Below are 20,760 nucleotides of genomic sequence, written 5' to 3'. Positions count from 1 at the left end.
CGGGAGGCCCATAGCTTCGCGTCCTGAATCGTTTCATTCAGTGGTCGTCATGACCCGATGTCACAGGAGCCTGACGTGACCGAGCTCGCCGCGGCGAAGGCCGCTCTCAAGACACAGGCCGTCGAGACGCCGTCGTGGGCGTACGGGAACTCGGGCACGCGGTTCAAGGTCTTCGCGCAGGAGGGAGTGCCGCGCACCCCCTTCGAGAAGCTGGACGACGCGGCGAAGGTGCACGAGTTCACCGGGGTCGCCCCGACGGTGGCCCTGCACATTCCGTGGGACAAGGTCGACGACTACGCGGCGCTGGCGAAGCATGCCGAGCAGCGGGGCGTGAAGCTCGGGGCGATCAACTCGAACACGTTCCAGGACGACGACTACAAGCTCGGGAGCATCTGTCATCCGGAGGCCTCCGTGCGGCGGAAGGCCGTCGATCATCTGCTGGAGTGCGTCGACATCATGGACGCGACGGGCTCGACGGATCTGAAGCTGTGGTTCGCCGACGGGACGAACTATCCCGGCCAGGACGACATCCGGGGACGGCAGGACCGGCTGGCCGAGGGGCTGGCGGAGGTCTACGAGCGGCTCGGGGACGGGCAGCGGATGCTGCTGGAGTACAAGTTCTTCGAGCCGGCGTTCTACACGACGGATGTGCCGGACTGGGGTACCGCCTACGCCCACTGCCTGAAGCTCGGGCCCAAGGCACAGGTCGTCGTCGACACGGGGCATCACGCGCCCGGGACCAACATCGAGTTCATCGTGGCGACGCTGCTGCGGGAGGGGAAGCTCGGCGGGTTCGACTTCAACTCACGGTTCTACGCGGACGACGACCTGATGGTCGGGGCGGCGGATCCGTTCCAGCTGTTCCGAATCATGTACGAGGTCGTGCGGGGCGGTGGGTTCTCGCCCGAGGTCGCGTTCATGCTCGACCAGTGCCACAACATCGAGGCGAAGATCCCGGCGATCATCCGGTCGGTGATGAACGTGCAGGAGGCGACGGCGAAGGCACTGCTGGTCGACGGTGACGCGCTGGCCGCGGCGCAGCGGGCGGGGGACGTGCTGGAGGCCAATGCCGTGGTGATGGATGCGTACAACACCGATGTGCGGCCGCTGCTGCGGGAGGTGCGGGAGGAGATGGGGTTGGATCCCGAGCCTCTTGCCGCGTACCGGCGGTCCGGGTGGGGTGAGCGGATCGTCGCCGAGCGGGTCGGTGGGCAGCAGGCGGGATGGGGTGCGTAAGCGTCTGCCGAGATCTGTTGATTGCGGAGTGCGGGTTGTCTGTGGTTGATCGCGCAGTTCCCCGCGCCCCCAAAAGCGAGCCCCCCCTCCTCTCTCTTGAAAAGGAACTGGCATGTCCGTTCATCCCGAAGCTGCCGCTCTCCTCGCCCGGTCGCACCGGCTCGGGGCCGATCCCCGGAACACGAACTACGCGGGCGGCAACGCCTCCGCCAAGGGCACCGAGACCGACCCCGTCACCGGTGGGGACGTCGAGCTGATGTGGGTCAAGGGGTCCGGCGGTGACCTCGGGACGCTGACCGAGGCCGGGCTGGCCGTACTGCGGCTCGACCGGATGCGGGCGCTCGTCGACGTCTACCCGGGCGTGGAGCACGAGGACGAGATGGTCGCCGCCTTCGACTACTGCCTGCACGGCAAGGGCGGGGCCGCTCCCTCCATCGACACCGCCATGCACGGACTGGTCGAGGCCCCGCACGTCGATCATCTCCACCCGGACTCGGGAATCGCGCTCGCCTGCGCCGCCGACGGGGAGAAGCTGACCGCCGAGTGCTTCGGGGACAGCGTGGTGTGGGTGCCGTGGCGGCGGCCCGGTTTCCAGCTCGGGCTGGACATCGCCGCCGTGAAGAAGGCCAACCCGCAGGCCATCGGGTGCGTTCTCGGCGGACACGGGATCACCGCCTGGGGTGACACCTCCGAGGAGTGCGAGCGGAACTCGCTGCACATCATCCGGACCGCCGAGCAGTTCCTCGCCGAGCGGGGCAAGCCCGACCCCTTCGGGCCGGTGATCGAGGGGTACGCCGCGCTGGCCGCCGCGGAGCGTCGGGAGCGGGCCGCCGCGCTCGCCCCGTACATCCGCGCCATCGCCTCCCAGGACCGGCCGCAGGTCGGCCACTTCGACGACTCCGAGGTCGTGCTCGACTTCCTCGCGAGCGCGGAGCACCCGCGGCTCGCCGCGCTCGGGACGTCCTGCCCGGACCACTTCCTGCGCACCAAGGTCCGGCCTCTGGTGCTGGACCTCCCGCCGAGCGCCCCCCTCGACGAGGCGATCGCGCGGCTGGCGGAGCTGCACGCCGAGTACCGCGAGGAGTACGCCGCCTACTACCGGCGGCACGCCCTGCCCGACTCCCCCGCCATGCGCGGCGCCGACCCGGCCATCGTGCTCGTGCCCGGGGTGGGCATGTTCTCGTTCGGCAAGGACAAGCAGACCGCCCGTGTGGCCGGCGAGTTCTACGTCAACGCCATCAATGTGATGCGCGGGGCCGAGGCCGTGTCCACCTACGCGCCGATCGAGGAGTCCGAGAAGTTCCGGATCGAGTACTGGGCGCTGGAGGAGGCCAAGCTCCAGCGAATGCCGAAGCCCAAGGCGCTCGCGACCCGGGTCGCGCTCGTGACCGGTGCCGGAAGCGGCATCGGTAAGGCCATCGCGCACCGGCTCGCGGCCGAGGGCGCGTGTGTGGTCGTCGCCGATCTCGACGCGGACAACGCCGAAGCCGTCGCCGGGGAACTGGGCGGGTCCGACAAGGCTGTCGCCGTGACGGTGGACGTCACCTCCGAGGAGCAGATCGCCGAGGCGTTCCGGACGGCCGTGCTGGCCTTCGGCGGAGTCGACCTCGTCGTCAACAACGCGGGCATCTCGATCTCCAAGCCGCTGCTGGAGACCTCCGCCAAGGACTGGGACCTCCAGCACGACATCATGGCCCGCGGCTCCTTCCTGGTGTCGCGGGAGGCGGCCCGGGTGATGATCGCCCAGAAGCTCGGCGGCGACATCGTCTACATCGCCTCGAAGAACGCCGTGTTCGCCGGGCCCAACAACATCGCCTACTCCGCCACCAAAGCCGACCAGGCCCATCAGGTGCGGCTGCTCGCGGCCGAGCTGGGTGAGCACGGCATCCGCGTCAACGGCGTCAACCCCGACGGCGTGGTGCGTGGCTCGGGGATCTTCGCCGGCGGGTGGGGCGCCCAGCGGGCCGCCGTGTACGGGGTGGAGGAGGAGAAGCTGGGCGAGTTCTACGCCCAGCGGACCATCCTCAAGCGCGAGGTGCTCCCCGAGCACGTGGCCAACGCCGTGTTCGCGCTGACCGGCGGGGACCTCACCCACACGACCGGCCTGCACATCCCCGTCGACGCCGGCGTCGCGGCCGCCTTCCTGCGATGAGCGCGACCGTGAAGTCGTACGCCGCGGTCGACCTCGGCGCGTCCAGCGGGCGCGTGATGGTCGGCCGCGTCGACCCCGACTCGCTGGAGCTGAGTGAGGCGCACCGCTTCCCCAACCGGCCCGTCCGGGTCCCCGAGGGGCTGCGCTGGGACGTGCTCGGGCTGTACGCCGGGGTGCTGGACGGGCTGCGGGCGGCGGGTGCCCACTGCGGTGGACGACTCGACTCCGTCGGCATCGACAGCTGGGCCGTGGACTACGGGCTGCTGGACGCCGACGGGGCGCTGCTCGGCAACCCCGTGCACTACCGGGACCCGCGGACCGATGGGGTCGCGGAGAAGGTGTGGGCGACCGTGCCCGCCGAGGAGCTGTACGCCGCGACCGGGTTGCAGTACGCGCCCTTCAACACCCTGTACCAGCTCACCGCAGCCCGCTCCACGGCCCAGCTCGACGGGGCCCGGCGGCTGTTGCTGATGCCGGACCTGCTGACGTACTGGCTGACCGGCGAGCAGGGCACGGAACTCACCAACGCCTCCACGACCCAGCTGATCGACCCGCGCACCCGTGACTGGGCGTACGGCGTCGCGGAGCGCCTGGGTATCGACCTCGGGCTGTTCGCTCCCCTGCGGCAGCCCGGTGATCCGGCGGGGGTGCTGCGGCAGGAGGTGCTGGAGGAGACGGGGCTGACCGGTCCCGTGCCGGTGACGGCCGTCGGGTCGCACGACACCGCGTCGGCGGTCGCCGCCGTACCCGCGTCGGGTGAGCGGTTCGCCTACATCTGCACCGGCACCTGGTCGCTGGCCGGTCTGGAGCTGGACGCGCCGGTGCTGACCGAGGAGAGCCGGGCCGCGAATTTCACCAACGAGCTGGGGCTGGACGGCACCGTCCGCTATCTGCGGAACATCATGGGGCTGTGGCTGCTCCAGGAGTGCGTACGGGCCTGGGGCGACCCGGATCTCGGCGCGCTGCTGCTGGAGGCGTCCAAGGTGCCGGCACTGCGGTCGGTCGTGGACGCGGGCGACGCGGCGTTCCTCGCCCCCGGGCGGATGCCGGAGCGGATCGCCGAGGCGTGCCGGGTCTCGGGGCAGCCGGTGCCGCAGTCGCCGGCCGAGGTGACGCGCTGCATCCTCGACTCCCTCGCTCTCGCCCACCGCAGGGCGGTCCAGGACGCCCAGCGGCTCGCCGGGCACGCGGTCGACGTCGTCCATGTGGTCGGCGGCGGTACGCGCAACGCCCTGCTGTGCCAGCTGACCGCCGACGCGTGCGGGCTGCCGGTGGTGGCCGGGCCCACCGAGGCTGCGGCGCTGGGGAACGTCCTGGTGCAGGCGCGGGCGGACGGGCTGGTCGGTGACCTCGCCGGGATGCGGCGGCTGCTCGTGAACACGCAGCCGCTCACCCGGTACGAGCCGCGCGGCGGGACCGAGCGGTGGCACGCCGCGCAGGCTCGGCTCACCGCGCGTTGATGGGGTCTCCCGGCGACCCCGCGCCCGGACTAGGCTGCACTCATCCGATGACCGACCACGAGGAGCCGCGATGCGTGTCGCCCTGTTCCTGACCTGTGTCAACGACACGCTGTATCCGGACACCGGGCGCTCCGTGGTGAAACTGCTGACCAGGCTGGGTGTCGACGTCGACTTTCCGATGGCGCAGACCTGCTGCGGGCAGGCTCACTACAACACCGGATACCGCCGTGAGGCCGAGCCGCTCGCCCGGCATTTCTCCGATGTATTCGGCGAGTACGAGGCGATCGTGACACCGTCCGGGTCGTGCGGGGCGATGGTGCGGGAGCTGTATCCGCGGATGGGCGAACGGGCCCGGGCGGAGGGACGCGGGGACACTCTCGCGGCCACACTGGCGCCGGTGGTGCCGAAGACGTACGAGCTGACGGAGTTCCTGGTCGACGTGCTGGGCGTGACCGATGTCGGGGCGTACTACCCGCACAGGGTGACCTACCACCCGACCTGCCACGGGCTGCGCGGACTCGGGCTCGGCGACCGGCCCCGGCGGCTGCTGCGGTCGGTGAAGGGGCTGGAGCTCGTCGAGCTGCCGGGTGCGGACGAGTGCTGCGGGTTCGGCGGCACCTTCGCCCTGAAGAACTCCGACGTCTCGGCGGCGATGGGCGCCGACAAGGTGCGCAACGCCGAGTCGACGGGCGCCGAGGTGCTGTGCGCGGCGGACAACTCCTGCCTGATGCACATCGGCGGGACGATGGCCCGGCTGCGGACCGGCATGCGGCCGGTGCACATCGCGGAGATCCTGGCGAGCACGGAGGAGGAACCGGCCGTATGAGCGGGACGTATCTCGGCATGCCGGCGTTTCCGGAGGCCGCGCGGGAGGCCGTGGCGAACACGACCCTGCGCGGCAATCTGCGGCACGCCACGCACACCATCCGCGCCAAGCGGGCCAAGGCCGTGACGGAGGTGTCCGACTGGGCGGAGCTGCGCGAGGCGGGCAAGCGCATCAAGGACCACACGCTGCGCCATCTCGACCGCTACCTCGTGCAGTTGGAGGAGTCGGTCACCGCCGCGGGCGGCGTCGTGCACTGGGCCGCCGACGCGGCCGAGGCCAACGAGATCGTCACCCGGCTCGTGAAGACGACCGGCGAGTCGGAGGTCGTCAAGGTCAAGTCGATGGCCACGCAGGAGATCGGGCTCAACGAGGCGCTGGAGGCCGAGGGCATCCGCGCCTACGAGACCGACCTCGCCGAGCTGATCGTGCAGTTGGGCAAGGACCGGCCCTCGCACATCCTGGTCCCGGCCATCCACCGCAACCGGGGTGAGATCCGGGACATCTTCGCCCGCGAGATGAGCGAGTGGGGCCGCCCCGCGCCCGAGGGCCTGACCGACTCACCGGCCGAACTCGCCGAGGCCGCCCGTCTGCACCTGCGGGAGAAGTTCCTGCGGGCCAAGGTCGGCATCTCCGGCGCCAACTTCATGGTCGCCGAGACGGGCACCCTGGTGGTCGTGGAGTCCGAGGGCAACGGCCGGATGTGCCTGACCCTGCCCGAGACGCTGATCTCGGTCGTCGGCATCGAGAAGATCGTGCCGACGTGGCAGGACCTGGAGGTCTTCCTGCAGACACTCCCCCGCTCCTCGACCGCGGAGCGCATGAACCCCTACACGTCGACATGGACCGGCACGACCGATCAGGACGGGCCGGGCACCTTCCATCTGGTGCTGCTGGACAACGGCCGAACCGACACCCTCGCCGACGAGGTCGGCCGGCAGGCACTGCGCTGCATCCGCTGTTCGGCCTGCCTCAACGTGTGCCCCGTCTACGAGCGGGCCGGCGGCCACGCCTACGGCTCGGTGTACCCGGGACCGATCGGCGCGATCCTCAGTCCTCAGCTGCGGGGGACGGGCAGCGAGATCGACGCCTCGCTGCCGTACGCCTCGTCGCTCTGCGGGGCGTGCTACGAGGTGTGCCCGGTGGCCATCGACATCCCGGAGGTGCTGGTGCATCTGCGCGAGCGGGTGGTGCAGGGCGGCGAGGTCACGCGGGAGGGCAACAAGGTGGTACTGCGGCCCGCGAAGGGGCATGCCGCCGAGCGGGCGGCGATGCGCGCGGCACGCTGGGCGTTCACGCACGCGGGGGCGCTGCGCACCGGCCAGCGCGTCGCCTCCCGGACGCGTCGCTTCCATCCCCGGACGCTGCCCGGCCCGGGCAGGGCCTGGAGCGGGACCCGGGACCTGCCGCCGGTGCCCGCCGAACCGTTCCGGGACTGGTGGCAGCGGACTCGTGGTGGGAAGGACGGGGACAGGTGAACAGCAGGGAACGGATCCTGGGGCGGGTGCGGCGCGCGCTGGCGGACGCACCGGCCGACGAGACGCCGATCGTTCGCGGCTACCTGCGCGAGCACGGGCGGCTGACCGTCGCGCAGACGGTGGAGCTGCTCGCCGAGAACCTGGCGGACTACCGGGCACTCGTGCACCGCACGGACGCCGCGGGACTGCCCGTTCTGATCGCGGGGCTGCTGGACAAACGCGGAGCGGCTTCGGTGCTGGTGCCGCCCGGGCTGGACGAGGAGTGGCTGGCGGCGACCGGGGTGACGCGGGTGGCGGACCGGGCCGAGGACACTCCGTTCGAACTGGACCGGGTGGACAGTGTGGTGACGGCCTGTGCGGTCGCGATCGCGGAGACCGGCACCATCGTGCTGGACGGCTCGCCCGATCAGGGCCGCCGCCGGATCACCCTCGTCCCGGACCACCACATCTGTGTGGTGCGGGTGCCCGGCCAGGTCGTGTCGTCCGTGCCGCAGGGGCTCGAACGCCTCGACCCGGCACGCCCGTCGACGTGGATCTCCGGGCCGTCGGCGACCAGTGACATCGAACTGGACCGCGTCGAGGGGGTGCACGGTCCGCGCACGCTGGAGGTGATCCTCGTCGGCGAGGACTGACCCCCGCCGCCGGGGCTCAGGGCAGGAGCGGGTCGACGTAGCCCCCGTCGACCCGCAGAGCACCGCCCGTGGTCGCCGAGGCGTGGCCGGAGGCGCGGTGGACGGCCATGCCGGCGATCTCCTCCGGCGCGATCAGCCGCTGCGGGAGGGACTGCGGCCGGTGCTCCCGCATGACGAACCCCGTGACAGCGTGGGTGAACAAGCGCTTAGATAGTGCGCTGAGACAGTGCCCTGCCCGTCAGTCCCACGCCGCCGCACTGGAGGCCACCGTTGTTCACATCCGTCGACGACGTCTCCGCACGCCTCGCCGAGACCGGCTACCTCGCCTCCCCCGCCGTCGCGACAACCGTCTTCCTCGCCGACCGCCTCGGCAAGCCGCTCCTGGTGGAGGGCCCGGCCGGCGTCGGCAAGACCGAGCTCGCCAAGGCCGTCGCCGAGGTGGCCGGAGCGCGGCTGGTGCGCCTGCAGTGTTACGAGGGGGTCGACGAGTCCCGGGCGCTGTACGAGTGGAACCACGCCAAGCAGCTCCTGCGCATCAGCGCGGGCCGCGACGAGACGTGGGACGAGGCCCGCACGGACATCTTCAGCGAGGAGTTCCTGCTCACCCGGCCGCTGCTGACGGCGATCCGGGGCGACGACCCGAAGGTGCTGCTGATCGACGAGACCGACAAGGCCGACGTCGAGGTGGAGGGCCTGCTGCTGGAGGTGCTCAGCGACTTCCAGGTGACCGTCCCCGAACTGGGCACCATCACCGCGACGCGCCGGCCCTTCGTCGTCCTCACCTCCAACGCGAGCCGGGAGCTGTCCGAGGCGCTGCGCCGCCGCTGCCTCTTCCTGCACATCGGCTTCCCCGACGACGAGCTGGAGCGCAGGATCGTACGGCTGAGGGTGCCGGGGCTCGACGAGACGCTGATCCGTTCGGTCGTCCGGGTCGTGGGCGCCCTGCGGGCGATGGATCTGCGCAAGGCGCCGTCGGTCGCCGAGACCGTCGACTGGGCGCACACCCTGCTCGCGCTCGGCGCCGAGTCGCTGGACGAGACGGTCGTGAAGGCCACGCTCGGCGTGCTCCTCAAGCATCAGGACGACGTCCTCAAGGCGTCCGCCAAGCTCGACCTGGACGCACTGTGACCACGCCGGCGGGCGTCGCCGAGCGGCTGACGTCACTGGTCGGGGCGTTGCGCGCGCACGGTGTGCGGATCGGCACCGGCGAGACGGTCGACGCGGCACGGGCGGTCGAGGAACTCGGCCTGGCGGACCGGGAGCTGCTGCGTGCGGGGCTCGCGGCGACGCTGCTGCACGGGCCCGCGCAGCGGCAGGTGTTCGACCCGGTCTTCGACCTGTACTTCCCGCGCGGAGTCGGCGGCCCCGAGCAGCGGGCGGCGGGACGCGAGGACCTGCGGGACCGGCTGGCCGACGCCCTGGCCGCGGACGACCGGGAGATGCTGGGCCGGCTGGCGATCGAGGCGGTCGACGGTTTCGGCGGCTACGGTTCCTCGCCGGAGTCGGACGGCTGGTCGTCATACCAGGCACTCGAACGGCTGCGGCCGCAGACCCTGCTGGCCCGGGTGCGTGACACCGTCCGGGGGCAGGGCGGGGGGCAGGGGTTCGCGGACCGGCTGCTGGAGGACGAGATCCGGCGGCGCATCGACGCCTTTCGCGCCCTGGTGGCCGCGGAGGCACGGCGGCGGGTCGCCGAGCGGCGCGGCCGGGACGAGATCGCCCGGCGGGCGGTGGCCCCGACAGCGGACCGGGTGGACTTCCTGTTCGCCGGGCAGGACCGGCTGGCCGAGCTGCGCAGAACGGTGCAGCCGCTGGCCCGCAAGCTCGCGACCCGGTTGGCGGCCCGGCGCCGTCGCGCCTCCCGGGGCACGATCGATCTGCGGCGGACCCTGCGCGGTTCGCTGTCGACGGGCGGAGTGCCGATGAAGCCGGTGCTGCGCGCACGGCGTCCCGCCCGCCCTGAACTGGTGCTGCTGTGCGACGTCTCGGGGTCGGTCTCCGGCTTCTCCGATTTCACGATGCTGCTGGTGCAGGCGCTGCACGACCAGTTCAGCAAGGTGCGCGTGTTCGCCTTCGTCAACCGGATCGACGAGGTGACCGGGCTGCTGGAGCACGGGCGGGCCGATCCGGCGGGGCTGGGCACCCGCATCCAGGCGGAGGCGGCCGTCACGGGCTATCACGGCAGCAGTGACTACGGCATGGCCCTGGGCGAGTTCGCCGAGCGGTACGCGGACGCGGCCGGTCCCCGCGCGACCGTGTTCGTCCTCGGTGACGCCCGTACGAACCGGAGCGACCCCAATCTGCCCGCCCTGCGGCAGATCGCCGAGCGCGCCCGACGCGTCCACTGGCTGAACCCCGAGCAGCGCTCCCGCTGGGGCACGGGCGACTCCGTCGCGCCCGCCTACGCCGAGCTGGTCGAGATGCACGAGTGCCGCAACGCCCGGCAGTTGAGCGCACTGGTGGCCCGGCTGCTGCCGGTGTGATCGGACGGCGGCGAGCCGCGGGCAGAGGAGGCCTCGGAGGCGCCGCAGGACGGTTTCCGAGAGCGAGGGAAGGCCGCGTGGCCGGTTGAAGGAGGTGAGCGGCCGCGCTAGTGCTTCTTGGCGTACTCCTTGGCCATGCTGCCCGCGAAGTCGTACACCACGCACTGCTCGTCGCCGACGACCCAGGCGTCATGGCCGGGCGCGCAGACGAACACGTCGCCGGGTCCCACCTCGGTCTCCGCGCCGTCGTCCATGCGGATGTGCATACGGCCCGAGACGACATAGCCGTTGTGGTGGATCCGGCAGCTGTCCGTCCCCGCGATCGGGGCCACGGACTCGGACCAGCGCCAGCCCGGCTCGAAGGTGGCCACGGCGAAGTCCAGTCCCGTCATGTGGACGGCTTCCAGGTGGCCTCGGGGGTAGTCGCGCCGCTCGTCCGGCTTGTCGAGCGTCTTCACTTCAAGCATGACGCTCCTCCTCGGTGAGGGTGTGCTTCCATCGTCCGTCCGCCCTCCGGGCGGCGCCATTCAGGGGGTGGCGCCGCCGCAGAGCTCGGCGAAGCGTCCGGCGTCGATGTTGCCGCCGGAGATGACGACACCGACGCGCGGGGGAAGGGCGCCCGCCCGGCCGGTGAGCAGCGCGGCCAGCGGGGTGGCGCCGCTCGGCTCGACGACGATCTTCAGACGCTCGAAGGCGAACCGCATCGCGTCCCGGATCTCGTCGTCGGTGACCAGGACGACCTCGTCGAGAAGCCGCGTGTTGACCGAGAACGTCAGCTCTCCCGGGGTGTGCAGGGCCTGGCCGTCGGCGATGGTGCGCGGGACCGGGATGCTGACGCGCCGGCCTGCTGCCAGCGAGCGCTTCGTGTCGTCCCCGGCCTCAGGCTCGACACCGACGGTCCGGATGCCGGGGTGCAGCCCCTTGGCCGCCGTGGCGCTGCCGGCCATCAGCCCGCCGCCGCCGACCGGCGTCAGCAGCGCGTCCAGCTCCCCCACCTCCTCGAGGAGTTCCAGGGCGGCCGTGCCCTGCCCGGCCATGACGTGCGGATGCTCGTAGGGCGGGATGAGGGCGAGGCCGCGCTCGGCGGCGAGGGCCTCGCCGATGGCGACGCGGTCTTCGGTGTAGCGGTCGTACGTGACGATCTCGGCACCGTAGCCGGCGGTGGCGGCGCGCTTCGAGGGCGGGGCGTCCTCCGGCATGACGATGACGGCGGTGGTGCCCAGCTCCCGGGCGGCCAGGGCGACGGCCTGGGCGTGGTTGCCGGAGGAGTAGGCGGCGACGCCCCGGGACAGTTGCTCGGGGGTGAGGCGGGAGGCGGCGTTGTAGGCGCCGCGGAACTTGAAGGCGCCCACGCGCTGGAAGTTCTCGCACTTGAGGAAGATTTCGGCTCCGGCGAGCGCGTCCAGGGTCCGGGAGCGCAGCACGGGCGTGCGGTGGGCGACGCCCTTGAGCCGGGCGGCGGCGTCCCGGACGTCGTCGAGGGTGACCGGTGGGGTGGTCGTCACGCGGATCCTCCGCTGGAAGTGTCGTGGGCGGCCCGGGCCCGGGACAGGTAGTTGTAGGCGGAGGCACGGGAGATGCCGAGCCGGGCGGCGACCTGTTCGACGGCGCCGCGCACGGCGAAGACCCCGCGGGTGTCCAGCCCGCCGAACAGTTCCACGCGCTCCGCCCGGTCGAGCTCCGCCCAGCTGCCCCGCTGCCGGGACCGGTGGGCTTCGACGAGGGCGTCGACCACGGAGTCGATGTCGTTGCCGAAGGTGGTCGTCGGGAGCTCCGCGTGAGCGGCGGCACCGACTCCGGCGAGCGCGCCGAGCAGGTCGTGGACCTGGGTGACCGCGCCGACGTCCACGTTGACGCAGAGGGCGCCGAACACGGCTCCCGTGGAGTCCCGCAGCACCATGGTGGAGGACTTCACGAGCGTGCCGTCGCGGGTGCGGGTGACGTAGTTCAGTTCGTCGGACGCCTCGTCGCCGCCGGCGAGGACGCGCATGCCGATCTCGCTCATCGCGCCGCCGACCGTGCGCCCGGTCACCGCTCCGGCCACCGCGACCACCGAGTGCTTCGGGTTCCGGTAGTCGTGCAGCACGACGTCGCAGACCGGCCCGAAGGTCGCGGCGATCCCGTCCACGACCGGCTTGAGCGCGGCGAGGATCGCGTCCCGCTCAACGTTCAGAGCGTCGCCCATGTCCGCCTCCTCTCACCCTCATCACTTTAGACCAGAAGTCCAACGCTTGGATAGACAGTCCAGAGAATCCCCAACAGTTGGCAATGGTTTTCACATGACTTCGGCCGTAAGCCGCTTCTGACATTCATTGCCATCTAGCGTGACGTCTGCCGATGACCCTCGTGCAAGCCCGTCCTGGAGGAGCCATGCCCCTGTCCACGTCCCGCCGCATCGCGCTGCTGACCAGCGCGTCACTGGCCCTGCTCGCGGGCTGCGGCAGCTCGTCGGACTCCGGGTCGGGCTCCGGCGGCGGCAAGAGCACACCGGCCCGCGTGGCCGTGGTCGCCTCCACGAACGTCTGGGGCGACATCGCCCAGCGCATAGGCGGCGACCGGGTCGACGTCACATCGGTCATCAGCGACCCCGACCAGGACCCGCACTCCTACGAGGCCGACCCCCAGAACCAGCTGGCCCTGTCCAAGGCGAAGGTCGTCGTCGAAAACGGCGGCGGCTACGACGACTTCGTCGACCACATGCTCAAGGGCGGGCACAACGACTCCGTCGAGGTGATCAACGCGGTCGACGTGTCCGGCAGGACCGCGCCCGAGGGCGGCGAACTCAACGAGCACGTCTGGTACGACTTCCCCACCGTCGCCAAGGTCGCCGACCGGATCTCCGCCGCCCTCGCGAAGGCCGACCCGGGCGGCGCCACCGCCTTCTCGAAGAACGCCGCCGCCTTCAAGGCGAAGCTCGCGCCGCTGGAGGCCGAGGAGGCGCAGATCAAGAAGGCGCACGGCGGTGAGGGCATCGCCATCACCGAGCCGGTGCCGCTGTACATGACCGAGGCGAGCGGCCTGGTGAACCGTACGCCCGCGCAGTTCAGCGAGGCGATAGAAGAGGGCGACGACGTCTCCCCGCGCGTCCTCCAGCAGAGCCTCGCGCTGTTCACCGGCAAGAAGGTGAAGGCCCTCGTCTACAACGAGCAGACCTCCGGTCCCCAGACCGAGAAGGCCGAGGCGGCGGCCAAAGCGGCCGGCATCCCCGTCGTGCCCGTGACCGAGACCCTGCCCAAGGGCGAGAACTATCTCAGCTGGATGACCTCCAACCTCGACGCGCTCGCGAGCGCGCTCGCCAAGTGACCCCGATACCCCGACAGGACGGCACGCCGGTCATCGCCCTGCGCGCGGCCGCCCTGTCGTACGGCGACCGCGAGGTGTGGAGCGGCCTCGATCTCGACGTGCGGCCCGGGGAGTTCCTGGCCGTGCTGGGCCCCAACGGCGCGGGCAAGACCAGTTTCGTCCGGGCGCTGCTGGGCCGCCGGCCGCTGTCCGCCGGCACGCTGACCGTCCTCGGCCGGCCGGCGCGCGAGGCCGCCCGGCACATCGGCTACGTCCCGCAGCAGGCGGCGCTGTCCGCGCAGGCCATGCTGCGCGCCCGGGACCTCGTCCGGTTCGGCATCGACGGCCACCGCTTCGGGCCGCGGCTGCGCACCGGCGGCATCCGCCGCAGGGTGGACGACATCCTCGAGTCGGTGGGCGCATCGGCCTACGCCGACGTCCCGCTCGGGATGCTCTCCGGCGGCGAACGGCAGCGCGTGCGCATCGGGCAGGCCCTGGCGACCGACCCCCGTCTCCTGCTGTGCGACGAGCCGCTGCTGTCGCTCGACCTGCACCACCAGCGGGCCGTCACCGAGCTGATCGACGCCCGGCGCCGCTCCCACGGCACGGCCGTGGTGTTCGTGACGCACGAGATCAACCCGGTTCTGGGCATGGCCGACCGGGTGCTGTACCTGGCCCCCGGCGGCCACCAGGCCGGGACGCCGGACGAGGTGCTGACGTCGGAGTCGCTGTCCCGCCTCTACGGCACGCAGGTCGACGTGCTCCGCGTCCGGGGCCGGGTGGTGGTCGCGGGGGCTCCCGACGAGACGGCCGGCCCGCCGCACCACCCCGAGCAGGCCCACGAGACGGACGGAGTGCGCGCATGACACTCGCCGACGGGATCTGGCACCAGATCTTCGACTTCACCGACTACGGCGAACTGCTCGCCCTGGTCCGCAACTCCCTCGTCGCCGGCGTGGCACTGGGCCTGGTGGGCGGGCTCGCCGGGGTGTTCGTCCTGATGCGGGATCTGCCGTTCGCGGTGCACGGCATCAGTGAGCTGTCGTTCGCGGGCGCTTCGGCGGCCCTGCTGCTCGACGCGAACATCGTGGTCGGCTCGATCGCCGGTTCGCTCCTGGCCGCCGGTGCCATCGGCATCCTGGGATCCCGGGCCCGGGACCGCAACTCGGTGATAGGCATCATCATGCCGTTCGGCCTGGGGCTCGGCGTGCTCTTCCTCGCCCTGTACAAGGGCCGGGCGGCCAACAAGTTCGGGCTGCTCACCGGGCAGATCGTCGCCGTGGACACCCCGCAGATGTCGTGGCTGCTGGGCACGTCCGTCCTGGTGCTGGTGGCCTTGGCGGTCATGTGGCGTCCGCTGGCCTTCGCCAGCACGGATCCGGACGTGGCGGAGGCCCGCGGGGTGCCGGTGCGTGCGCTGTCCTTCGCGTTCATGCTGGTGCTCGGGCTCGCTGTCGCCCTGTCGGTGCAGATCGTCGGCGCGCTGCTGGTGCTGTCCCTGGTCGTCACCCCGGCCGCGGCGGCCGCCCGTGTCACCGCGTCGCCGGTGCTGCTGCCCGTGCTGAGCGTGGTGTTCGCCGTGGTCTCCATCGAGGGCGGCATCCTGCTCGCCCTGGGCAGCAGCATCCCCATCAGCCCCTACGTCACCACGATCTCGTTCAGCGTCTACGCGGTGTGCCGGGTGGCCGGACGGCACCGCACCCGGCGGTGGGGGGCGCGGCGCACGGCGGTGCGGGCGGCCCGGGCGGGTGTCCCCGCTGGAACCTGAGTGGTCTCACGGCTTGCACCCGCGGGGCTTCTCACCGCTCGAAGACCACCTGCCCGTCGAACACGGTGAGATCCACCTGCGCCTGAGTGATCTCGTGCGGGTCGAGGTCCAGCAGCGGCCGGTCCAGGACGCACAGGTCGGCGGCCCGGCCCGCTTCGAGGGTGCCCTTCCAGTCGTCGGCGAAGTCCTGCCAGGCGGCGGTGGAGGTGTAGGCGCGCAGGGCGTCGGCGAGCGGGACGCACTGCTCGGGACCGCTGGTACGGCCGCTGGCCTTGGACTCGCGCAGCATCATGGCGGCCACGCCCTGGCGCCAGTCGGGCTCGGTGATGGGGGCGTCGGAGCTCGCGCAGACCTTCACGCCGGCGTCCAGCGCGGAGCGCACCGGCCACTGGTAGGCGGAGCGTTCGGGGCCGACGAGCTCGTCCATCAGGTCGGAGATGGTCCACTTGATGGCGGGGTTCATGTTGACGCCGTAGCCGTGCGCGGCGAGCTCGGCCAGGCTGTCCGGGCTGATGAAGTCGCCGTGGATGACGTAGTGGCGGGCGTCGGGGCGGGGTGCGGCCGTGTTCGCGGCGACGAAGGCGTCCACCACGAGGTCGATGGCCCGGTCCCCGGTGACGTGCACGCCGAGCTGGAAGCCGGCCTCGTGCCCGAGCCGGATCATCTCGCGCAGTTCGTGCACCTGGAGTGCGGGCGTGTCGCCGTGCACGCACAGGGCGCCGTGACCACCGTCCGGGTACGGCTCGCTCATCCACGCCGTGCGGTTCGGCGGGACGCCGTCGGCGAAGATCTTGACGCCGATGGCCCGCAGGAGGCGGGGGTCGGCAGACTCGGGGCGGCGCAGTTCGGCCAGCCCCTGGCGGACGTCGGCGGCGGAGCCGCCCATGGGGGCGGGCAGGAGCAGGACGCTGACGCGGGCCCTGAGTTCGCCGCTCGCGGCGAGGTCTGCGTAGGCGTTCCAGTTGTCGGTGCTCAGGCCGCCGAAGAGGGAGTCGGCGCCGCCGGGGCCAAGGCCGGGCTCGGTGTAGCTGGTGATGCCGCGGGAGTGCAGTTCGCGGATCACGCCCTGGATGGCTCGGCGGCGCTGGGCCGGGGTCGGGGCGGGCAGTTCGGCCTGGACGAGCCGCCCGGCGGACTCGCGCAGGATGCCGGTGGGCCGGCCGTCGGGGTCGTGGTCGATGACACCGCCGGGCGGGGCCGGGGTCTGAGCGTCGACGCCGCAGCGCCGCAGAGCTTCGGAGTTGACCCACACCATGTGCGAGGAGAAGTCGGTCAGGCAGACCGGGTGGCGGGGGGCCACCACGTCGAGGTCCCGCCGGTGCGGGAAGCGGCCCGGGTCGGCGACGCACTCGGCGAGGTAGCCGGGGTCCCAGCCCAGGCCGATGATCCAGTCGCCCTCCGGGGTCTCGTGTGCCGCCCGGCCGACGACCGCCGCGATGTCGGCGATGGAACCGACCGACGGGTGGCCCACGTCGAGGGCGAACGGCGGTTTCGTCATGCCGTACGCGGCCCCGTGCAGATGCGAGTCGTTGATGCCGGGCAGCACGGTGCGGCCGTCCAGTTCGACGATCCGGGTGCCGGGCCCGGCCAGGGCGCGCATCTCCGCGTCGCCGCCGACGGCCAGGATGTCCCGGCCGCACACGGCCACGCCCTCGGCGACGGAGAACCCGGCGTCGACGGTGAGGACCTGACCGCCGGTCAGGACGAGGGTGGGAGCGGTGTCGCTCACGGATGACCTCATTTCAGGGGGAGGGTGGGTCAGCGCCCGCTGCGGGGCGCGAAGTACGCCAGGGCCGCGCCGGCCACCAGCGCGGTGCCCTGGGCCATCTGCTGCCAGAACGTCGGCACGTCGAGCAGGGTCAGGCCGTTCTGCAGGCCGCCGAGGAAGAGCACGCCGAGCAGGACGCCGAGGACGGAGCCGGAGCCGCCGGTGAGGGCGACGCCGCCGAGCAGCACCGCGGTGAGCACGGTCAGTTCGAACCCGGCGCCGGAGGTGCCGGCCACCGCGCTGTCGAGCACCGACGCCTTGATGGCCCCGGCCAGGGCGGCGGCCACACCGGTGGCGACGAACAGCGCGAACGGGGTGCGGCGAATGTGGATACCGGAGAGGTGGGCGGCCTCACGGTTGACGCCGATGGCGAAGACGTGCCGGCCGGCCGGGGTGATGGCGAGGAACAGGGCACCCGCGGCCAGCACGAGCGCCGCGATGACGACCGGCGCGGCGATCCCGGCGACGCGGGCCCCGCCGATCCAGGCGAAGCCGGAGCCGAAGCCGCTCAGCGGCAGCGGGAACAGTTGCTGCGCCAGGCCGCGTACGGCGGTCAGCATGCCGAGGGTGACGATGAACGCGGACAGGCCGAAATAACAGCACAGGACGCCGTTCACCGCGCCGACCAGTGCCCCGGCCGCGAGCGCCCCGAGCAGGGCGACGGCGGGCGACTGGTGGTGCTGCCCCGCCAGCCAGCCCCCGACCAGCCCGCCGAGGGCGAGCGTGGAGCCGACCGACAGGTCGAGGTAGCCGCTGATGACGAGCAGGGCCAGCGGGACGGCGACGATGGCGAGGGTCGCGGCGTCGGTGGCGATGCCGCTGAGGTTGGCCGGGTCGAGGAAGCTGCCCGTGGTCAGCTGGAAGACCAGCACCATCGCGACGAGCACGACGAGGAGCGGGTTGCGGCGTACTGCGGCGAGCCCGCCCGCGGTGATCGGGCGGGGCCGCCTCGGGAGGGCCGGGTCGGCGGTGGTCATGCTGCTCCTTCGGCGGTCCGGGGGCCGTGAACGGCCGTTAGGGGGTCGTGAACAGCTGACAGGGGGTCGTGAACGGCCGACAGGGGGTCGTGAACGGCCGACAGGGGGTCGTGAACGGCCGACAGCAGGGCCTGTTCGGTGAGTTCGGCTCCGGAGAGTTCGCCGACGACCCGTCCCCGCGCGACGATCAGGCAGCGGTCGGCCAGCGCCACGATCTCCTCGGGGTCGCCGGAGGCGAACAGCACGGCGGTGCCGCCTTCTTCGGCCAGGGTGGACACGACCCGGTAGATCTCCTGCCGGGCCCCCACGTCGACGCCTTGGGTCGGCTCGTCCAGCAGCAGCACGTCCACGTGCCGGGCCTCGTTGATCCACCGGCCGAGGACGAGCTTTTGCTGGTTGCCGCCGGAGAACGCGCCCGCCGGCAGCCCGGGCCGGACCGGTCGCAGCCCGACCGCGTCGGCCAGTGCGCCGAACACCCGCCGCTCGGAGCGCAACGCCCGCAGCCCGTGGCGGGACAGGGGCTTGACGGAGGGCAGCAGTGCGTTGTCCTGCGCGGTCATCGAGGGGAACAGGCCCTGGGCCCGCCGGTCGGCGGGGACGAGCGCGATCCCGGCGGCGAGCGCGTCGGCCGGACGGACGGGGGTGACGGCGCGGTCGCCGACGCGGATCGTCCCGGCGGTGGCGCGGCGCCTGCCGTAGAGGGTCTCCAGGAGGCGCGTGCGGCCCGAGCCGATGAGCCCGAACAGACCGACGCGTTCGCCCGCGGCGACGGTGAGGTCGACGGGCCCGAAGCCGGGTCCGTGCAGCGCTTCGACGACGAGACGGGGTGGGGTGGGAGATCGACGACGCGCCTTCCGTACGGCCTCTGCCGGGCTCCCCGCGATCGCCTCCACCAGCTCGCGCCGCGTCCGCCCCGCCACCGTCGCGTGGTGGGCCACCCGGCCGTCCCGCAGCACGGTCACGGCGTCCGCGAGCCGTTCGACCTCCCCCAGGAGGTGGGTGACGTAGACGATGGCGAGTCCCTGGGTGCGCAGGTCCTCGACGCGTTCCGCGAGGGCATCGGTCTCGGCGCCGGACAAGGCGGCCGTCGGTTCGTCGAGCACCAGGACGGCGGCGCTGCGGCTGAGGGCCTTGGCGATCTCCACCAACTGGCGCTGTCCCATGGGCAGATCACCCACCCGGTCGCGTGGGGAGCACTTCGCGGCCACGCGCTCCAGCAGCCCGGCGGCGACCTCCTCCTGGGCGCGCCGGTCGATGCGGCCGTGCCGGGTCCACTCCTGGCCGAGGAAGATGTTCTCCGCCACGGTGAGAGCGTCGACCACGCTGAGCGTCTGGAAGATGATCGCCACGCCGGACGCGATGGACTCGCGGGGGGTGAGCCGGGTGTACGACGTCCCGCAGACCTCGATGGTGCCGGCGTCGGGCGGGTAGGCGCCGCCCAGGCACTTGATGAGGGTGGACTTGCCGGCGCCGTTGTGTCCGAGCAGGGCGTGCACCTGGCCGGCGGGGACGGTGAGGTCGACACCGTCGAGGGCCCGGACGCCGCCGAAGGACTTCGTCAGGCCGCTGATGAGGAGGTTCGTGGTCGTCATGACGCCCGCCCTAGGAGTTCTGGGCGAGCAGGGCGTCGATCCGGGCGGTGTCGGCGCGCTGGACGAGCGTGATCGGCACCTGGGCGCTCGGGGTGGCCTTCCCGGCGGCGACCGCGCGCGGCACGTCGACGACGGCGGCCGCGATGTCCTTCGGGGCGAGGGCGGCGGAGGCCCGGTAGAACGTGCCCTGCTTGACGGCGAGGAGGGAGGGGACGGCGCCGTCCTGGCCGCCGACGAAGGTCCTGGCGTCGTCCTTGTCCCGGCCCGCCTGCTGGAGGGCCTTGAACCCGCCGTACGCGGCGGCGTCGGTGACGCCGAGGACGAGGTTGAGGTCGGGGTGCTTGGCGAGGATCGCCTTCGTCTTGGACAGGCCCGTGTCCGGGTCGATGGACTGCTCCCGCGCCACCACGTCGACACCGGGTGCCGCCTTGGTGAACGCGTCGATCATGCCCTTGGTGCGTTCGCGGCCCAGCTCGATGGTGTCGTCCGTGAGGAAGGCGATCTTGCCCTTGCCGCCGAGGTGCTCCTGGGCCCACTTCGCGGCCGCCGCGCCGAGCAGGGTGCCGCCCTCGCGGAAGCTGAACCGGATGTCGGCGCTCTGGTGTTGCAGGGAGCCGCCGTAGGTCACCCAGATCAGTCCGGCGTCGAGGGCCGCCTCGGCGATGGGTTCGGCTGCCTCGAACACCATGGGAAAGGACACGATCGCCGGGACCTCGCGGGCGACCCAGGTGTTGAGGTTGGTGGCCTGGGTGTCGGCACTGGCGTTGTCGCTCGTCGTCAGCACTGAGATGCCGTGCCGCTTCGCCTGTGCGGTGGAGAGTTTCACCAGCGTGGAGTAGAGCGGGAGCTGGGTGAAGGGGTAGTCGAGGCCGATCTTCGTCAGGCGGGTGCCGGCGGAGGGTGAGGGCTTGGCCGAGGCGGCCGTGTTCTCCGGTGCCGAGCATCCGGCGGCCGTCAGGGCGGTGGCGGCGGACAGGGCGAGGAAGTGTCTGCGCGAGGCGGTGTACGAGGGTGGGGTCATGGCGGGGACTCTCCGAGGGGCGGGCCCGACTGGGGCGTCCGGCTGTGCCGAACAGGAAAGACCCGCCGGGCCCGCCGCACCATCCGTA

18 protein-coding genes and 1 pseudogene are annotated in these 20,760 nt (G+C 72.1%); 11 read left to right on the top strand and 8 right to left on the bottom strand.

Features of this window, described 5'->3' with window-relative positions; genetic code table 11:
- Positions 1 to 75 precede the first annotated feature (75 nt).
- The 6 genes from rhaI (at position 76) to ACFY5B_RS28400 (ending at position 7,781) form a co-directional block, all read left to right on the top strand.
- Positions 76 to 1,236: an L-rhamnose isomerase gene (gene rhaI, locus ACFY5B_RS28425; protein WP_389974390.1), complete on the top strand. Its 1,161-nt coding sequence runs from the start codon at positions 76 to 78 to the stop codon at positions 1,234 to 1,236.
- 112 nt (positions 1,237 to 1,348) lie between these two features.
- Positions 1,349 to 3,388, top strand: coding sequence for a bifunctional aldolase/short-chain dehydrogenase (locus ACFY5B_RS28420; RefSeq protein ID WP_389974387.1), 2,040 nt, complete (start codon positions 1,349 to 1,351; stop codon positions 3,386 to 3,388).
- A complete protein-coding gene (locus tag ACFY5B_RS28415; protein WP_389974384.1) occupies positions 3,385 to 4,848 on the top strand; it encodes a rhamnulokinase family protein in 1,464 nt (487 codons plus the stop codon). The genes ACFY5B_RS28420 and ACFY5B_RS28415 overlap by 4 nt, the downstream gene beginning before the upstream one ends.
- Positions 4,849 to 4,918: 70 nt before the next feature.
- Complete coding sequence (locus tag ACFY5B_RS28410) at positions 4,919 to 5,674, top strand: (Fe-S)-binding protein (protein ID WP_389974382.1); 756 nt, start codon at positions 4,919 to 4,921, stop codon at positions 5,672 to 5,674.
- Positions 5,671 to 7,149 (top strand): LutB/LldF family L-lactate oxidation iron-sulfur protein, encoded by a 1,479-nt coding sequence (locus ACFY5B_RS28405; RefSeq protein WP_389974379.1) that lies wholly within the window; start codon positions 5,671 to 5,673, stop codon positions 7,147 to 7,149. Before ACFY5B_RS28410 ends, ACFY5B_RS28405 begins: the two co-directional genes overlap by 4 nt.
- Positions 7,146 to 7,781 (top strand): lactate utilization protein C, encoded by a 636-nt coding sequence (locus ACFY5B_RS28400; protein ID WP_389974377.1) that lies wholly within the window; start codon positions 7,146 to 7,148, stop codon positions 7,779 to 7,781. Before ACFY5B_RS28405 ends, ACFY5B_RS28400 begins: the two co-directional genes overlap by 4 nt.
- Before the next feature lie 16 nt (positions 7,782 to 7,797).
- Here the strand turns inward: ACFY5B_RS28400 and ACFY5B_RS28395 are convergent.
- Positions 7,798 to 7,953: pseudogene (locus ACFY5B_RS28395) on the bottom strand (oxidoreductase); the annotation flags it as partial.
- 98 nt (positions 7,954 to 8,051) lie between these two features.
- On the opposite strand from ACFY5B_RS28395, the gene ACFY5B_RS28390 reads away from it, so the two are divergent.
- Positions 8,052 to 8,909 carry an AAA family ATPase gene (locus tag ACFY5B_RS28390; protein ID WP_389974375.1) on the top strand — a complete coding sequence of 286 codons (858 nt, stop codon included), beginning with the start codon at positions 8,052 to 8,054 and terminating at the stop codon, positions 8,907 to 8,909.
- Entirely contained in the window at positions 8,906 to 10,264 is a 1,359-nt protein-coding gene (locus ACFY5B_RS28385; protein WP_389974373.1) for a VWA domain-containing protein, read from the top strand. Before ACFY5B_RS28390 ends, ACFY5B_RS28385 begins: the two co-directional genes overlap by 4 nt.
- 107 nt (positions 10,265 to 10,371) lie before the next feature.
- Here ACFY5B_RS28385 and ACFY5B_RS28380 read toward each other — a convergent pair whose 3' ends face one another.
- From ACFY5B_RS28380 to ACFY5B_RS28370, 3 genes are read right to left on the bottom strand one after another with little or no spacing between them, the layout of a single operon-like run.
- Entirely contained in the window at positions 10,372 to 10,731 is a 360-nt protein-coding gene (locus ACFY5B_RS28380) for a cupin domain-containing protein (protein WP_389974371.1), read from the bottom strand.
- Between the two features lie 60 nt (positions 10,732 to 10,791).
- Positions 10,792 to 11,769: a threo-3-hydroxy-L-aspartate ammonia-lyase gene (locus ACFY5B_RS28375; protein WP_389974369.1), complete on the bottom strand. Its 978-nt coding sequence runs from the start codon at positions 11,767 to 11,769 to the stop codon at positions 10,792 to 10,794.
- Complete coding sequence (locus tag ACFY5B_RS28370; protein ID WP_389974367.1) at positions 11,766 to 12,449, bottom strand: transcriptional regulator; 684 nt, start codon at positions 12,447 to 12,449, stop codon at positions 11,766 to 11,768. Before ACFY5B_RS28370 ends, ACFY5B_RS28375 begins: the two co-directional genes overlap by 4 nt.
- Before the next feature lie 185 nt (positions 12,450 to 12,634).
- Here ACFY5B_RS28370 and ACFY5B_RS28365 point away from each other — a divergent pair, with 185 nt between their 5' ends.
- From ACFY5B_RS28365 to ACFY5B_RS28355, 3 genes are read left to right on the top strand one after another with little or no spacing between them, the layout of a single operon-like run.
- Positions 12,635 to 13,567, top strand: a complete 933-nt coding sequence (locus ACFY5B_RS28365; protein ID WP_389974365.1) for a metal ABC transporter solute-binding protein, Zn/Mn family — start codon at positions 12,635 to 12,637, stop codon at positions 13,565 to 13,567.
- Positions 13,564 to 14,412, top strand: coding sequence for a metal ABC transporter ATP-binding protein (locus tag ACFY5B_RS28360; protein ID WP_389974363.1), 849 nt, complete (start codon positions 13,564 to 13,566; stop codon positions 14,410 to 14,412). Before ACFY5B_RS28365 ends, ACFY5B_RS28360 begins: the two co-directional genes overlap by 4 nt.
- Positions 14,409 to 15,314, top strand: coding sequence for a metal ABC transporter permease (locus tag ACFY5B_RS28355; RefSeq protein WP_389974360.1), 906 nt, complete (start codon positions 14,409 to 14,411; stop codon positions 15,312 to 15,314). The genes ACFY5B_RS28360 and ACFY5B_RS28355 overlap by 4 nt, the downstream gene beginning before the upstream one ends.
- A gap of 31 nt (positions 15,315 to 15,345) precedes the next feature.
- Here the strand turns inward: ACFY5B_RS28355 and ACFY5B_RS28350 are convergent, their stop codons facing one another.
- Genes ACFY5B_RS28350 through ACFY5B_RS28335 form a run of 4 tightly spaced genes read right to left on the bottom strand, consistent with a single transcriptional unit; the run spans position 15,346 to position 20,672 of the window.
- Positions 15,346 to 17,043 (bottom strand): amidohydrolase, encoded by a 1,698-nt coding sequence (locus tag ACFY5B_RS28350; protein ID WP_389974357.1) that lies wholly within the window; start codon positions 17,041 to 17,043, stop codon positions 15,346 to 15,348.
- Positions 17,044 to 17,072: 29 nt separating this feature from the next.
- Complete coding sequence (locus ACFY5B_RS28345; protein ID WP_389974354.1) at positions 17,073 to 18,059, bottom strand: ABC transporter permease; 987 nt, start codon at positions 18,057 to 18,059, stop codon at positions 17,073 to 17,075.
- A complete protein-coding gene (locus ACFY5B_RS28340; protein WP_389974351.1) occupies positions 18,056 to 19,651 on the bottom strand; it encodes a sugar ABC transporter ATP-binding protein in 1,596 nt (531 codons plus the stop codon). Before ACFY5B_RS28340 ends, ACFY5B_RS28345 begins: the two co-directional genes overlap by 4 nt.
- 10 nt (positions 19,652 to 19,661) lie before the next feature.
- Entirely contained in the window at positions 19,662 to 20,672 is a 1,011-nt protein-coding gene (locus ACFY5B_RS28335; RefSeq protein WP_389974348.1) for a sugar ABC transporter substrate-binding protein, read from the bottom strand.
- Between the last annotated feature and the right edge of the window lie 88 nt (positions 20,673 to 20,760).

Origin of the sequence: Streptomyces sp. NPDC013187, from assembly GCF_042899705.1 — a bacterium.
Lineage (GTDB): Bacteria > Actinomycetota > Actinomycetes > Streptomycetales > Streptomycetaceae > Streptomyces > Streptomyces hawaiiensis_A.
The sequence above is the reverse complement of the archived record's forward strand: the minus strand, read 5'-3'. Positions and strand labels throughout refer to the sequence as shown.